This window comes from Chryseobacterium sp. DZ-32 (assembly GCF_059587025.1).
Window position 1 is genome coordinate 49,829 of record NZ_JCAIOM010000018.1, and the last position, 15,135, is coordinate 64,963.

Annotated in this window: 15 protein-coding genes; 6 read left to right on the plus strand and 9 right to left on the minus strand. The window is 36.3% G+C overall.

What is annotated here, in order from left to right; all coding sequences use genetic code 11:
* Nucleotides 1–2 precede the first annotated feature (2 nt).
* The 3 genes from AC59HC_RS18315 to AC59HC_RS18325 all read right to left on the minus strand — a co-directional run bounded on the left by AC59HC_RS18315 (nucleotide 3) and on the right by AC59HC_RS18325 (nucleotide 4,233).
* On the minus strand, nucleotides 3–1,565 hold the full coding sequence (locus AC59HC_RS18315) for an MFS transporter (RefSeq protein ID WP_496559124.1): 1,563 nt from the start codon (nucleotides 1,563–1,565) through the stop codon (nucleotides 3–5).
* A gap of 281 nt (nucleotides 1,566–1,846) precedes the next feature.
* Nucleotides 1,847–2,893: an HlyD family secretion protein gene (locus AC59HC_RS18320; protein WP_343643514.1), complete on the minus strand. Its 1,047-nt coding sequence runs from the start codon at nucleotides 2,891–2,893 to the stop codon at nucleotides 1,847–1,849.
* Between the two features lie 5 nt (nucleotides 2,894–2,898).
* Nucleotides 2,899–4,233: a TolC family protein gene (locus AC59HC_RS18325; RefSeq protein ID WP_496559125.1), complete on the minus strand. Its 1,335-nt coding sequence runs from the start codon at nucleotides 4,231–4,233 to the stop codon at nucleotides 2,899–2,901.
* Nucleotides 4,234–4,369: 136 nt separating this feature from the next.
* On the opposite strand from AC59HC_RS18325, the gene AC59HC_RS18330 reads away from it, so the two are divergent.
* A complete protein-coding gene (locus tag AC59HC_RS18330; RefSeq protein ID WP_202840707.1) occupies nucleotides 4,370–5,173 on the plus strand; it encodes a helix-turn-helix domain-containing protein in 804 nt (267 codons plus the stop codon).
* Between the two features lie 267 nt (nucleotides 5,174–5,440).
* Here the strand turns inward: AC59HC_RS18330 and rplI are convergent, their stop codons facing one another.
* The 6 genes from rplI to AC59HC_RS18360 all read right to left on the minus strand — a co-directional run bounded on the left by rplI (nucleotide 5,441) and on the right by AC59HC_RS18360 (nucleotide 10,708).
* Entirely contained in the window at nucleotides 5,441–5,938 is a 498-nt protein-coding gene (gene rplI, locus AC59HC_RS18335; protein ID WP_047429787.1) for a 50S ribosomal protein L9, read from the minus strand.
* Between the two features lie 111 nt (nucleotides 5,939–6,049).
* Complete coding sequence (gene rpsR, locus AC59HC_RS18340) at nucleotides 6,050–6,352, minus strand: 30S ribosomal protein S18 (protein ID WP_002979091.1); 303 nt, start codon at nucleotides 6,350–6,352, stop codon at nucleotides 6,050–6,052.
* A gap of 32 nt (nucleotides 6,353–6,384) precedes the next feature.
* Nucleotides 6,385–6,726 (minus strand): 30S ribosomal protein S6, encoded by a 342-nt coding sequence (rpsF, locus tag AC59HC_RS18345; RefSeq protein ID WP_034695444.1) that lies wholly within the window; start codon nucleotides 6,724–6,726, stop codon nucleotides 6,385–6,387.
* A gap of 102 nt (nucleotides 6,727–6,828) precedes the next feature.
* Entirely contained in the window at nucleotides 6,829–8,214 is a 1,386-nt protein-coding gene (locus tag AC59HC_RS18350) for a chloride channel protein (protein ID WP_411413086.1), read from the minus strand.
* 295 nt (nucleotides 8,215–8,509) lie between these two features.
* A complete protein-coding gene (locus AC59HC_RS18355; protein WP_343643519.1) occupies nucleotides 8,510–9,817 on the minus strand; it encodes a dihydrolipoamide acetyltransferase family protein in 1,308 nt (435 codons plus the stop codon).
* A 63-nt stretch (nucleotides 9,818–9,880) separates the two neighbouring features.
* Nucleotides 9,881–10,708, minus strand: a complete 828-nt coding sequence (locus tag AC59HC_RS18360) for an SAM hydrolase/SAM-dependent halogenase family protein (RefSeq protein WP_062675025.1) — start codon at nucleotides 10,706–10,708, stop codon at nucleotides 9,881–9,883.
* 133 nt (nucleotides 10,709–10,841) lie between these two features.
* On the opposite strand from AC59HC_RS18360, the gene AC59HC_RS18365 reads away from it, so the two are divergent.
* The 5 genes from AC59HC_RS18365 to AC59HC_RS18385 all read left to right on the plus strand — a co-directional run bounded on the left by AC59HC_RS18365 (nucleotide 10,842) and on the right by AC59HC_RS18385 (nucleotide 15,072).
* On the plus strand, nucleotides 10,842–11,801 hold the full coding sequence (locus AC59HC_RS18365) for a PhoH family protein (RefSeq protein WP_202840703.1): 960 nt from the start codon (nucleotides 10,842–10,844) through the stop codon (nucleotides 11,799–11,801).
* A gap of 116 nt (nucleotides 11,802–11,917) precedes the next feature.
* Nucleotides 11,918–12,580 carry a porin family protein gene (locus AC59HC_RS18370; RefSeq protein WP_110010276.1) on the plus strand — a complete coding sequence of 221 codons (663 nt, stop codon included), beginning with the start codon at nucleotides 11,918–11,920 and terminating at the stop codon, nucleotides 12,578–12,580.
* Nucleotides 12,581–12,712: 132 nt separating this feature from the next.
* Entirely contained in the window at nucleotides 12,713–13,210 is a 498-nt protein-coding gene (locus AC59HC_RS18375) for a hypothetical protein (protein WP_110010275.1), read from the plus strand.
* 458 nt (nucleotides 13,211–13,668) lie between these two features.
* The gene (locus AC59HC_RS18380; RefSeq protein WP_110010274.1) at nucleotides 13,669–14,325 is read left to right on the plus strand and encodes an outer membrane beta-barrel protein; all 657 of its coding nucleotides are present in this window, start codon (nucleotides 13,669–13,671) and stop codon (nucleotides 14,323–14,325) included.
* A gap of 84 nt (nucleotides 14,326–14,409) precedes the next feature.
* Nucleotides 14,410–15,072, plus strand: a complete 663-nt coding sequence (locus AC59HC_RS18385; protein WP_110010273.1) for an OmpW family outer membrane protein — start codon at nucleotides 14,410–14,412, stop codon at nucleotides 15,070–15,072.
* The last annotated feature ends 63 nt before the right edge of the window (nucleotides 15,073–15,135 follow it).

The following is a 15,135-nucleotide window of genomic DNA, read 5'->3' on the forward strand; positions in this document are numbered from 1 at the left end:
TTCTACATAATATTTCGTACTGCTATTTTTACAGGATGATACAATAGTAGCCCAATTGCAGTAATAAGAGCCAGCCAGAACAGGCCCGTGAAAATTTCCATATTGGAAAGTAGAATAGACTGAGCTGTTATTTTAGCTTTAAAAGCGCCTGTTGTCATGGATAAAGAATCATTCACTGGCAGTTTTGAAATATTAGCACCGAAAATCTGGCTCCATTGATTGTAAAAAACAGGATTGGTGTCTGTAAGGTTAGCGCTGAGTGCATCGGAATGTTTTAGTGTTAAAAATAGCATCAGGTTTTGCATCAGAGCATATCCGATAGCTGTTGTCCAGAATCGGGTTGTTGTACCCAACGCAGTAGCATTGGATACATATTCTTCCGGAGTTCCTGAAATCAGAAAGAAAACAAGCGGTGTAAATAAGAATCCCTGAGCAACACCCTGCAGAAATAAGGGAGGACAGATGGTAGAAAGGGTAGTGTCAGAATAAAAAGTATAGGTAAACCATGCACAATCTATGGCCAGTAAAAGAAATCCGGTGAAGAAAACAATCCTTGAGGAAATTCCCCTAACCAGACAGATTCCTGACAACAAAATACCCAGAAGAGTTCCTGCTACATTCCAGTACTGGATGTTCACAATATAATCCCAGGGCCATTTCCATACGGTAGCCATGATGCTGTAGACATTATTCAACCCGGAACGGATCAGATAAAAAATGAAAAACAGGATCATTCCCACAATGACATTTTTGGAACTGAAAACTTCGAAATGGAACAACGGTCTCTTGGAATTTCTTTGTTTCAACATAAATAAGCCTCCGGAAAGAAGAAATATAAACAGACACATGATAATGGTATCAGACTCGAACCACATCAGTCTTTTACCATAAATAATGGCATAGCCGCCAGCCTGCAGGCATACCCAAAGAAGAAACCAGCTTGTAATATCCAATTGATACAAAGGTTTTTTAGGAAAAAACCGGTTTCTGTTGAACAGAGCAATACCGATGATCAATACAAACACATGGAAGTAGACCATCATCAGAACCATATGTTGGAAATCATAATCTTCAATACTTGATTTTAACAGGGAAGTCGTAATAGTTCCTCCGGTCAGCATAATCGTATACATAAAAAGATATGCTAAGACTTTGGCGTGCTTTGTTTTTAATTCTGCGATAATTAAAGGCAGGAAAATGGCACCTTCCAACAAACCGAAAATTCCTTCCAAAAACCGGATCACCAATATAACATGATAATCATTGGTGACTGATAAAATATAAAGAATAATCACGGAAATGGAAGCCGTCAGCAAAACATAGTATTTCACGCTGAAATAGGCCATAAACCTCTGTAATACTAAAAGGGTAACCACAAATGTCCCGTACATCAAAATCATTAAATACTGGATGTCATCTGAATCTACATCCATAAAAGAAGATGTGAAGGCGCTGTTAGAATGTAAAAGCGACAACAACATCAGGTGGGGAAACAATGCCAGTATAAGAAGTGGCAGTTTCAGCCATTGTGGTACCCATTTATGATAAACTGAATTGTGCTGCATAATTTTTAGAAGCATTAAGCTAAAAAACAAAATAGCAAATTGCTATTGAGTTGTGTTTGAAAAACGCGAAAAGACAAGGGCAAAAGGGTGTAAAAGTAAAAGGTAAAACGGCCAATATGCTTGAAGAAAAAATTGGCAGATTTGCTATTTTGCGGTTTGCCTTTTCGCTAAAAAAATAATTTAATTTGAAAATTTGAAATTGGGAGAATTTGAAAATTAAATTAAACCGAATATTTTATACACTAATACTCTAATACTCTCAAACACTCCCACTCTCAAACTTAAATCTTCTTCGCGCTCACCAGAACATTCATTCCGGAAAGCAGCTTTTCATTGTTTTTGTTATTATCCAGAATAATTTTTACAGGAAATCTTTGTTCTATTTTCACAAAATTTCCGGTGGCATTATCCGGTTTTACCAAAGAAAACTGAGAACCTGATGCAGGAGAAACGGAAAGAATTTTCCCTTTAAACTCAACATCGGGATAAGCATCCGCAGTAATAATTACTTCCTTGCTCTGATCAATCTGCCCAAGCTGTGTTTCTTTGTAATTGGCAATGATCCATTTCTCTTTGCTGACAATCTGTACCAAGGCCTGGCCTTCTTTAATCAATTGCCCTTCCTGAATGGTCTTCTTTCCGACCCATCCGTCATAAGGAGCCATAATTACGGTATAAGAAAGATAAAGCTTCGCATTGTTAAGACTGGCAGAACTCTGCTGGATCTGGCTTTTTACAGGGGCAACTTTCGTTTGTTGTTCGTTCGCTCCTGCTTTTACGGCATTTTTTTGCTGTTCCAATGCTAAAAGATTGGCTTTTGATTGTTCATAAGAAGCTTTTACATTCTCAAATTCCTGTTCGGTAGCAGCATCTTCTGCCAAAAGGTTTTTATATCTTTTAAAATCCTGTTCCGTTCTCCAGATATCAATTTTTGCAGAGGCAATTTTAGCATCAATAATCTTTGTATCACTTTCTTTGGTGCTGACACCGCTTTCAATAGTGCTGATGGTTGCTGTATTGGCATGAAGATTCGCTTCAGCTATGTGTACCTGATTCACAAACTCTCTGTTGTCGATGACAATTAAAGTGTCGCCTTTATGTACAAACTGATTTTCGTTAAACCGTATCGTTTTGATGAAACCTGATACCTTGCTGGATACAGGCGTAATATATTGCTCGATCTGTGCATCATTCGTTGTCACATTCTTTCTCGAAAAAAGATAAAAACTGATCATTCCCGTGATTCCGCTGATGATCAGAATCCAGGCCAGTAAAGTAATGGACTTGTTGATTCTTTTTTCCTTTTGTGTCAATTGTTTCTGTGCCATAGTTTTTATAAGTTTCCAATCGTATATTGGAGTTGGTAATATTTAAGTTGTCTGTTGATTTTAACGGAAATAAGATTAGATTCAGCTTCCAGATAAGCATTGTCTGCGTCTATCAGTTCAGTGATGAGACTTAGCTTATTGGCATATTTTGTTCTTACAATGCGGTAGTTTTCCTTAGCCTGGTTAATCGCTTCTTCAGCAATTTTTACCTTCTGGTCTGTCTCTTCAAACTTTTTATAAGCCTCATAAACATTGTGTCTTACATTTTCCTCATTTTCTTCAATCTGAAGTTTGGCAAGATCAATATTTTCCCGTGCTTCCTGCATTCTGTATTTATTTTTGTACAGATTCTCGATAGGATAGGTAAGATTTACCCCCACCATTCCCAACCGATACGCATAAGGTTCCGGAGGGAAAAACATCATGTTCGGATACTTTAGGAAATATTCTCCGCCAGCGGTAATTTTGGGTAAATAATTCGCTTTGGTAATCTTTTGATCCAATTCTTTAAGGGAAAGATTTTTATGGGTGATTTCAACAGACTCATTTTTGTTTAAAGCTGTTTCTGTAAGCTCATCAACATAAGGAATGGCAGCATTGTCTGAAATAAGATCTCCTGTATTGACGTGCATTTCCTGATTTTCCGGAAGCGAAAGAATCGTTTTCAGTTTGTGCTCTGCAATCTGAATATCGTTATCCAGTTCCGTCCAGCTCATTTTATGATTGGAAAGTTGTAAAGAAGTTCTTAAGACTTCATTGACCGTTACAACACCATTAGCTTTCAATGCTTTTACCTGCTTGATATTGACGGAATCTTCCTTCATTTTATCATTAATAAGACTCTGCTGCTCTTTTAAATGATGGATCTGTAGAAAAGCCGTAATGATGGTCATTTTAAGCTGTCTCTCATCGAGATGGGTTTTTAAAGCAGAAATTTCAGTGTCAATAGCCGCTTTCCTTTCTGTATTTTTGATTTTCCCTCCCATATAAACCGGGATCGATGCTGATAATGTAAAATCATACATTCCATTGATTACATCATACTTGGTGGCTTTATTAAATACACCATTCTGATGCTGGAAAAGGTTGGTTGCCTGATTATAGCTTGTATGAAATTCAATGTCCGGGAGTTTCTCCATCTTGAGATCTTTCTCTTTGGTCACGGACATTTCCTGTTTCAGATGACTGATCTGTATGTTTTTGTTGTTTTTCAAACCAATCTCTACAGCTTGCTGTAGGCCGAGATGCTGGTAATCGATCATCTGTGAATGTAAAAAACTGCTCAATAATAAGCACAACGCAATGCACATATACCGGCATGCGTTCAATATGATATTCATAAATTAATTAAAGGATTTTTGCTAAAATGATTTTGATGCAGCAAAGTTACGATGAGATGCTACAGACCCTATTTGTGAAAACAGAAAAATATTTGCTCATTTACGCCAATTTAAAAATTCTTCTTACCTTTAGAGTATGAACGACAGCCATTTTAAAGCGGTAGAAGAAGATGATGCCGAATTTTACATCTATCATGTGCTCACAGGAAATGTTACCACAGAGATTCATTATCACAGTTCAGCACAATTAGTCTATGCAGAAGGCGGTATTGTGCATGTTTTCACGGATCAGAAACACTGGTATCTTCCTGCCAGATGCTTTATGTGGATTCCTGCCGGTACACCGCATTATATTTTTTCAACCAGCCCCAAGGTTGATTTGTATAACTTTTATTTTAAGAAAGAAGAAAATGAAAGTGGCTTTTTTGATGAAATCAATATTTATTCTGTCAATAATCTCCTTCGTGAGATGATTTTCTTTACTAAAGACTGGGATGGGAAAATCACAAAAAATGATACCTCAAAATATTATTTTCTCAAAGCTCTTAAAGGAGTTTTACAGGAAAAGAAACATAAACATCTGGCATTTCCGATACAGCATCCTTTCCCAAAAGATGAAACATTGCTGAAGATTGCAAGATATATTCATGCTAACCTTGAGAAACCCCTCACGATTGAATCTACGGCAAAAGAATTCGGAATGAGTACAAGAACCCTTTCCAGGAAATTTAAAGAGATTCTGGGCATGAATTACGTTCGCTTTCTGAGAGCGTTGAGAATTACCCGTTCCCTTGAGCTGATGCTGGAAGGAAAATACAATATGTATGAGATTGCCATGATGGTTGGGTACAACAGCCTCTCGTCTTTCAGTAATATCTTCAAAAAGGTAATCGGAATGGCACCTACGGAGTATCAACATAAATTGAGAGGGGATAAGTAGTGAGTGGGAGTGTTTGAGAGTTTGAGTTTCGTGATTCGGGTTACGGGGCAGCGGGTTTTATAATGCTGGATAATATCTCTACAGATTTTCTTTTGAGCTAAATAAGGCAAAGAAAAAGCTATTTAGCGAGTAATAACAGTTAAGATTTCCTACATTCCCCTTCTCTGAAGGGTGGATTTTGCAAAGCAGAAAGACGGGGTAGTTCAATAAAAAACCACCTCAATAAATTGAAGTGGTCTTGTATTGTGAGAAATTCTCAGTTGCTTATTAAGCTTCTTCAGTTTTAGCTTCTTCTTTTTTAGGAGCTGCTTCCACTGGAGCATCAGATACGATATCAAACTCGTAGTTGTACTCAACATTTCTGTGAAGTCTGATAAGAGCTGCGAATTTACCAGTTCTCTTGATCGTGTTACCAGGAATCTTGATGTATTTTTTCTCTACAGAAACACCAGCTTTTTCTAAAGCAGCAGATAGATCAGCATTGTTGATAGATCCGAATAATTTGTCACCAGCACCTACTTTTGCAGGGATCGTGATAGAAGTTTTCTTCAATTGCTCAACTACAGCGTTAGCAGCAGCGATTAATTTAGCTTCTTCTTCTTTTCTAGCTTCTAATGTAGCTTCTAAAGCAGCTTTGTTTTTAGGTGTAGCTAAAAGAGCAATTCCTTGAGGAATTAAGAAGTTTCTAGCATAACCTGGCTTTACGTTTACTGTATCAAACTCAAGTCCTAAGTTTTCTACGTCTTTTTTTAGGATAATTTCCATTGTTGTTGTCCTTTTTTAGATTTTAGTTTTATATCTAAAATCAAGTTAGAATTAATGATGTATTCAGCAACAAAAGAAGAGGAAAAACCTCTTCTCTTATTTATTTTTGTCTTATTTCAATAAGTCAGCTACGTATGGTAGTAATGCAAGGTGTCTTGCTCTTTTGATAGCAGCAGAAACTTTTCTTTGGTATTTTAAAGAAGTTCCGGTGTATCTTCTTGGTAAAATTTTACCTTGCTCGTTTACAAACTGTAATAAGAAATCAGCATCTTTGTAATCAACATGCTTAATTCCGTATTTTTTGAATCTACAATATTTCTTTTCAGATTTTGTATTGATATCAAGCGGAGTAAGGAATTTTACTTCTGATTCTCCTCCTGCTGAGGCTTGTTTAGCCATTTCATCTATTGCCATGTCTTGTCTTTTTTAAAAAATAGGGTTAATAATTAAGCTTTAGCTGCTTTTACTTTAGCTCTTCTTGTTACAGCGTACTCTACAGCGTGCTTGTCAAGTTTTGTAGTAAGGTAACGGATTACTCTTTCGTCACGCTTGAATGCTAATTCTAAATCAGCAACTACAGTACCTTCTCCTTTAAATTCGATTAAAGTATAGAACCCATTCTTTTTCAATTGAATCGGGTAAGCTAATTTTTTTAATCCCCAGTTTTCTTTAGCAACGATTTCGCAGTTCTTTTCTTTGATTAGATCTACATACTTGTTCACTGCTTCCTCTACCTGTGCCTCAGATAGAACGGGAGTTAAAATGAAAACAGTTTCGTAATTGTTCATAATGTTAAATGAATTTGTTAATTATTTCGAGGTGCAAAAGTAGAAAATATATTTCTTATATGCAAGAGGAGCGGTGAAATAGTTAATGTTTCGTGAGAATATTTATTCACCTTTGCTATAGGTTCCCGGATTCTGTTCATCCCGGTCTCTTATTTCTGTCAGGAAATTCACCTTCAAAACATCATATAAAGAATGTCTGCTTACCAGGATGGAAGCAATAGAAGAAACCATTCCTGCAAGCATAAGGTGGAATATCAATGAATGTCTGTCTGTCATTTCCAGCACGATAATCGCTGAAGTAAACGGGGCTCTTGTAATTCCGGTAAGGAAAGCAACCATTCCGCCCAGAATCACCACATTGGTTTCGTTGGGTGTTAAATGAATAATTCCTGAAATAACAGAACCTATACTTGCTCCCGCAGTAAGAGCCGGAGCAAAAATTCCGCCGGCACCTCCGGAAGTAAAGGAAAGGGCAGGCCCCAGCATTCTCAGAATGGGAACATACCAGTCTTCATGTTTATCTTTAGTAAAAAGGACACGCTCCATAATTTCTTTTCCTGATCCCAGAACTTCTCTGTTGATGAAATAAGCGATGGAAGCGATAATTAAGGCACAAATGATCAGAAAAACTATATTGGCTTTATCTGTTTTCAGTTTTTTCTTCTTCCAGCTATTGATTTTAAGCATGGTAACAGCTAGCTGGCTAGCCATAATGCCGGCAGCAACAGCAACCAGTATAATAGGAAACATCACCATTAAGGAAACGTCATTGGTTTTTGGATATCCTAAATATAAATAAGATCCTGCCAATGTTTGCGCAGTAAGCCCTGCAATAATTACCGCAGTAAATAAGGCCGTTTTAAAATAATTAATATGAGTTTTTGACAGCTCTTCCACAGCGAAAACAATTCCTCCCAACGGAGTATTGAACGCTGCTGCAAGTCCTGCTGCCGCTCCTGTCATAATCATATTTTTTTTGGAAATCTTTGGCCACCATTCGGGAAGGTATTCATTCACTTTTCTGAAAACAGAGCCGGCAATCTGAATGGTAGGTCCTTCACGTCCTACAGCACCTCCTCCGATGACCAGAATAACGGAGGAAAGGATTTTGAAAAATATAATCTTAATACTTAAAAGATTCCGGATTTTCCTATGTTCTTTCGGATTGGCCAGTTCTACAGCCGCCATCACCTGAGGAATCCCGCTTCCTTTGGCATTCGGCGCAAATTCTTTCACCAGCCACCAGGAAAGTACAAATCCAACAGGTGCAATAATAAAGATCATCCATGCGTGCCAGTCGAAAATGAAATTCATCAGATGTTCGCCCCATGCAAATACCTGTGCGTACATCACAGCAAAAAAGCCTGTAATTACAGATCCTATCCAAAAGGGAATGGCCTGAAGCAGATTATGCTTCAGCTGTTCGTTCCGGATATTATCGAAGGAATTTTTGAGGGATCTTTTTATGAGGACGAAAATTTTCAGCATTTGTCAGTTTAGAGATGTAAAAATACGTGATCTTCTATAATGAGTATCTATTTCAAATAATATTTGTTTTAAAATTAATACTAATACCTTAAACTTCCAAAAAATATTTAAGTGTTAAATTATCAAATTAATAAATAAAAATTGTTTTTATTGAATTTTTATTGTTTGTTTTGTTTGGTTTTTAATCTTATGAGTTTTTATGAGTCTAATTAATAAAAACAAAAAAAACCTCCGATTACATCGAAGGTTTAGTATTTAAAATCAGCAAAAATTACTTATTACTGATTCTCATTACTTATATTTCTGTGTTCAGATCCCAGTTTTCCAGGTAGTCGTGAACGTGCTTCAGCATCATTCCTCCCAGAGAACCGTCTACCACTCTGTGGTCATAAGAGTGAGACATGAACATTAAGTTTCTGATTGCGATTACGTCTCCGTCAGCTGTTTCAAGAACTGCAGGCTTCTTAACGATCGCTCCGATGGCTAAAATAGCTACCTGAGGCTGAGGAATAATCGGTGTTCCCATAAGGTTTCCGAAACTTCCTACGTTAGAAATTGTATACGTAGCCCCTTGAGTATCTTCTGGTCTCAATTTCTTGTTTCTTGCTCTGTAAGCTAAATCGTTGATTGCTTTTGCAAGACCTGAAAGAGATAACTGATCAGCATTTTTGATAACAGGAACGATAAGGTTTCCGTCCGGAAGGGCAGTCGCCATACCGATGTTGATGTTTTTCTTTTTGATGATGTTTTCACCATTTACTGAAACATTGATCATCGGGAAATCCTGGATTGCCTTCACTACCGCTTTTACGAAAATAGGCATGAAAGTCAGTTTTTCACCTTCACGTTTTTCGAATACAGCTTTGTTTTTATTTCTCCATTTTACCACGTTGGTAACGTCAGTTTCAATGAAAGAAGTAACGTGTGGGGCAATTTGTTTTGCTTTCACCATGTTTTCAGCGATGATTTTTCTCATTCTGTCCATTGGAATGATCTCATCACCTGCACTTACCGGAATAGTAGCTGCCGGAGCTGATACTGCCGGTTGTGGAGCAGAAGCTGTCTGTACCGGAGCGGCCTGCTGAGCTGGCTGGCTTCCTCTGTTGGCAACATAAGCTAATATATCTTCTTTGGTAATTCTTCCTTCCAAACCGCTTCCTTTGATAGATTTCAGTTCAGTTTCAGAAATTTTTTCCTGTTGTGCGATAGATTTTACAAGTGGAGACAGATAAAGATCTCCTGAGAATTCTACGTTTGAAACAGCTACTGTTTGCAATGGCTCTTCAATCGCTTTTAAAGTTTCAGCATCCGGAGCAGCCGTTGGAGTTTCAGTTTTTACTTCTTCTGAAGCTGTACCTTCTCCTTCAATTTCTAAAATAGCAATGGCTTCACCTACTTTTGCAACTTCATCTTTTTGCTTTAAAATTTTTACAATTTTCCCCGAAACTGGTGTCGGTACGTCTGAATCTACTTTATCTGTTGCAATTTCTACTACGGAGTCATCCTCCTTTACGTTATCACCTTCATTGAATAACCAAGTGATAATTGTCGCTTCCATAACACCTTCTCCCATGGAAGGAAGCAATAATTTGTATTCTGCCATTTTTGATTTTTAGATTTTGACAAATATATAAAAAAAATCGGTTTTTTTAAGAAATATATAATCTTAGCTGAATTCGATATAAATATTTTCTCCCACATTCAGTCCAAACAGGCTTTTAGCACCGTTTTTCTTGCTTCCTTTGTAGATGGTAAGCTCCAATAACTGACTATCATTGAAGATCGCTGCAGACTGTCCGTGGAATTCGGTCTCCCTTTTCCAGTCTGAAACAACTTCTGTATGGCTGGAAAATATTCTTGAAAGGCTTAAATTTCTGAATTTTATGGTAAAACTGTTGTAACCTTTACTGATGTTCTCAAAAAAATCTTTATTGATATTTGATATTATATTTCCGAAATTATCAATATAGGTCACTTCACCAATAATCATCCCTTCCGATTCATTATAAACCGCCCGCGGGAACATCAGCTGTTTTGCTGTGCTGATTTTTCTTCCTATCACTTCAGGAAGTCCGCCATTGGCAAGATGCACTGCTGCAGGAACAAAAATGTCCGTAGAAGTAAAGTTGATAACGTCGTCAAAACGATTGTTCAGCGTAAGTTCGTAGATGGCTTCCGGTTTTATATCAAAAAATATAAGGCTCAAAAGGCCGTTGTCTGCCGCCAGGAAGTAAGATCCGTCTGCTTTATAGAGGATATTCTTTCTTGATTTGCTGTAAAAACTGTCTACAGAAAGAATGTGAATGCTTCCTTTGGGAAAATATTTATAAGCATTTCTTACAATATATGAAGTCTGTATAAGATTGAATGCCTGGATTTCGTGGGTGATATCAATAATATTAACCTCAGGGTTTAGAGACAGAATTTTGCCTTTCACAGCAGCAACTCTGTAATCTAAATTTCCGAAATCCGAAGTAAGGGTAATAATTGACATGAGCAATTTATAGAATAGTGTAGTATTGCAAAGTTATTTAAAATAAAAAGAAAGCCCGAAAGATTGTTGAAAAGAATTTGATATAAATTTGAAAAAAAGCTTTAATTTTAAAATCTAAAAATAAAAATACTGCATGTTTGAATTAACATATGATTTGGAAGATATCGATGCGAAAATCTTCTATGGAGTTAATAACCAATATTTCAACTTAATAAAATCAAGCTTTCCAACCATTAAAATTACAGGAAGAGATCATTTTATCTTTGCCATGGGAAATCAGGAAGCTTTAGACATACTGAAACAAAAACTGGATGATATTGTCAGTTTTATCTCCAAAAACAATTCAATAGGACTGAAAGATGTTGAAAATATATTGAATATTAAAGACGAAAACGAGAAACAACTGGTATTCGACCAGGATATTATCGTAAAAGGAGTCAACGGCAAAGTAATTAAGGCAAAGACGACCAATCTTAAAAAGCTGGTAAAAGAAACAGAGAAAAAGGACATGGTTTTCGCCATTGGACCTGCAGGGACAGGAAAAACATATACCAGTGTTGCGTTGGCAGCAAGAGCTTTGAGAGATAAAGAAGTAAAAAGAATTATCCTGACCAGACCGGCTGTAGAAGCAGGAGAGAGTCTGGGATTTCTTCCTGGTGACCTTAAAGAAAAGCTGGATCCGTATTTACAACCTTTGTATGATGCGCTTCGTGATATGATTCCCCATGAGAAACTGGAAGGTTTCATGGAGAAGAAAGTGATTGAAGTAGCACCATTGGCCTTCATGAGAGGGCGTACACTGGATGATGCTTTTGTGATTTTGGATGAAGCACAGAACACCACTCATGCTCAGATGAAAATGTTTCTTACCAGAATGGGAATGAATGCCAAGTTCATTATCACGGGAGATCCAAGTCAGATTGACCTTCCGAAAAACCAGCAGTCCGGACTGAAAGAGGCCATGAGAATTTTAAATGGAGTAAAAGAAATAGGATTTGTGCACCTTACAGAAGAAGATGTGGTAAGACACCCGGTGGTAAGAAAGATTATCCTTGCTTATAACGAAGAAGAGAAAAGACTAAGAAACGACTAGTAAAATGAGTAAAAGTTTCTGTTAACCTTTTATTAACCTTAAATTAGTTGGTTAAAATTTGTTAATTTGAAAAAAATAGTTAGTTTTGCACACCTTAAATGTAAAACTAACTAAACATGAAAAAACTTTTACTTGTTGCAGCAGTCGCTGCTATGGGAATTTGTGCCAACGCACAGGAATTTCGATTTGGTCCAAAAGCCGGTTTCGCAATGTCTACTATTAAACTAGACGATAAGCAAGATGATCTTGACGGAAGAAAAATGTCTCCTAAATATACTTTCTATATTGGTGGAATGGCTGAGTACAAATTCAATGATAACTTTGCAGTTCAGGGAGAAGTTTTGTATTCACCACTTGGAGCCAAGGAGAAAATTGATGGAGTAAATGCTGGAGGAATGTATTTTGGTGAATCAACTAAAGTAACTTTTGGAACTCTTTTGGTTCCTGTTTCTGCAAAATACTTTATTACAGAAGGGTTCTCTGTAGCTGCAGGTCTTAACGTAGGAATTATCCTTACTGCTAAACAAAAGACTGTGATAGGTTCAGATTTCCTTGACGTAGAAATGGAAGGAGATACCGGTGATGTAGATATTAAAAAAGATATCAAGTCTTTAAATCTTGCCCCTTTCTTAGGGGTTGAATATATGCTGGAAAACGGACTTTTCTTTGATGCAAGATACAGCTTAGGAGTATCCAACCTATCCAATGATAACAGCGGAGGTACAGTAAAGAACAGCTTTGCTCAGGTAGGTGTAGGTTTCAAATTCGGAGGAAATTAATTCTGAAAAATTTACTTTTAAATGATAATAAAAGCAGGACAAATTTTGTCCTGCTTTTCTGTTATAAGACAATTTTATTCTAATGATGAAAATAATTAGTATTTTTGCAGGGTAAAATTTAAACTTAAAAAAATGAAAAAACTACTATTACTAGGTGCTTTTGCACTTTTAGGAGGTGTTGCTCAGGCACAGGAAGGTTTTAAATTGGGTGGACATATTGGTGTTCCTGTATCTGATGCAAGTGATGTATCTTCATTTACATTAGGAGTGGATGCAGCTTATATGTGGAATATTGCCAAAGGTTTCGACCTTGGGGTAACAACAGGATATTCTCATTTCTTTGGAAAAGATAACTTTGATGATTTTGGATTCGTTCCTGTAGCTGTTTCCGGGAAATATAAATTTAAAGGAGCTCCTGTTTTTGTAGGATTAGACCTTGGATATGGTATTTCTACAAAGGATGGGGTAGATGGAGGTTTCTATGCACAGCCTAAATTTGGATACCAGATGTCCAAAGGAGAGTTGTATATCGGATATCAGTCTATCAGTAACACACGTGATTATGGTTGGTACAAACATAATTGGAACGTAGGAGCTGTAAACTTAGGATTTAATTTCTTTTTGAAATAAGAAAAAGCAATTGCATATGAGAACTCCGGCCGAAGGCCGGAGTTTTTTGATTATATTATATATAGACTGTGCAGATTTTTTATCAGAACTTTTGTTATAAAGGGGCTGTGACAACCAGAAAAAAGAAAAAAATCTCAAATAATAAACATTTGTTTAAATTTTAAGAGTTAATGGCTTTACAATAAGCAGATTAAGTTAATAGGTTTTAGCATTTTACCAGAATTTATGGGCTTTTGCTAAAAAATACAAAATTTAAAAAACTAAATATATTCAGCTCTTGTTGAAAAAAAGTAATTTTTTTATTCATAAAATTGTGAAAAACTTAATAACATCTCTTAACTAGGATTTATTTTTATAAAACCCTATATTTTAGTAATGATATTAATCACATTAACAAATTTTAATATTACTGGGGACCACTGTAAATTTGCCCTCAGAAAGTATTAAAATTTTTTACAATGAAAAAAATATTATTAGCGGGTGCTGTTGCACTTTTTGGTTTATCAAACGCTCAGATTGCTAAAGGAACTACATATTTATCAGGATCTGTTGGTTATTCTCAAGAAGAAACTAACAACGGTAACATTAAAAAAGAAAACTTCAACGTATTACCTACAGTTGGATATTTCGTAAACACTAACCTAGCAATCGGTCTAGGAGTTGGTTACCAAACTGAAAAGAACACTGTAACTACTACAGCAACTTTACCAAACACTACAATCGTAAATGACAAAGTAACTAAAACTCCAGCTTTTGTTGTTGCTCCATTCGTAAGAAAATACTGGACTTTATCTGACAAGTTATATTTCTTCGGACAATTAGCAGTGCCTATGCAGTTTGGAAAAACTGAAACTGAAGACAACACTGTAACTACTACTGGAAATACAGTTGTTACAAACTCTACTTCTACTGAAGCTAAATACACTAAAATCGGTGTTACTGTGAAGCCAGGTTTAGATTATTTCTTAAACAAAAACTGGTCTATCGAAGCTACTATCGGTGAGTTCGGTTATAGCAACTACAAGCCAAAAGATGGTGATGCTACAAACAACTACAACTTCGGATTGAATTTATCTTCTGTAACTTTCGGAGTTAAATATGTATTTGCAAAATAATAAACAAAGCATATAGCAATAAGGCCCTGAGATTTTCTTGGGGTTTTTTTGTATTTTTGGAAACATTTTTTTTATATAATAACCATGAAAAAACTATTATTAGCAGGTGCAGTGGCACTTTTCGGGCTTTCTAATGCTCAAATGACTAAAGGGGACTGGGTGATCAGTGGGAACACCGGGATGGGTTTTAACAACACTACAACTACGGTAAAAGTAGGAGGAAACTCTGTTGACGGACCTAAAGTAAACTCATTTTCAATTACACCTTCTGTAGGGTATTTTGTTATTGATAAATTAGCAGTTGGTATCGACTTAGGGTACTTTAATACTACTACTAAATATCAAGGTGTTAAATCTACAAATTCTACGTTCTCTGTAATGCCTACAGCTACTTATTATTTTACCAATTCCAGCAAGCTTGTGCCGTTTTTAGGGGCAGGTATTGGATATGCATCCAATAAGACGAAATATTCTTTTTATAATAGTAATATCAATAATGAAGGGGTTGATCCTTTATTAATGCAGGATACAGAGAATACTACGGACGGTTTGGCGTGGGGAGTAAAAGGAGGGGTAACTTATATGGCGACTCAGTCTTTAGGAATCAATTTGGGTATTTCCTATGATCAGTTTTCAAATAAAGAAACTATTATGAATACTGATGTTAAAACGAATATTAAAACTTTCGGGGTTAACGTTGGTTTCTCTTATTTTATCAAAGGAAAGGCTCAGAAATCTGATAAATAATCAGCTTATTTAAAGATAAGAAAAACAAAAATCCGACTCTAATTTTGAGTCGGATTTTATATT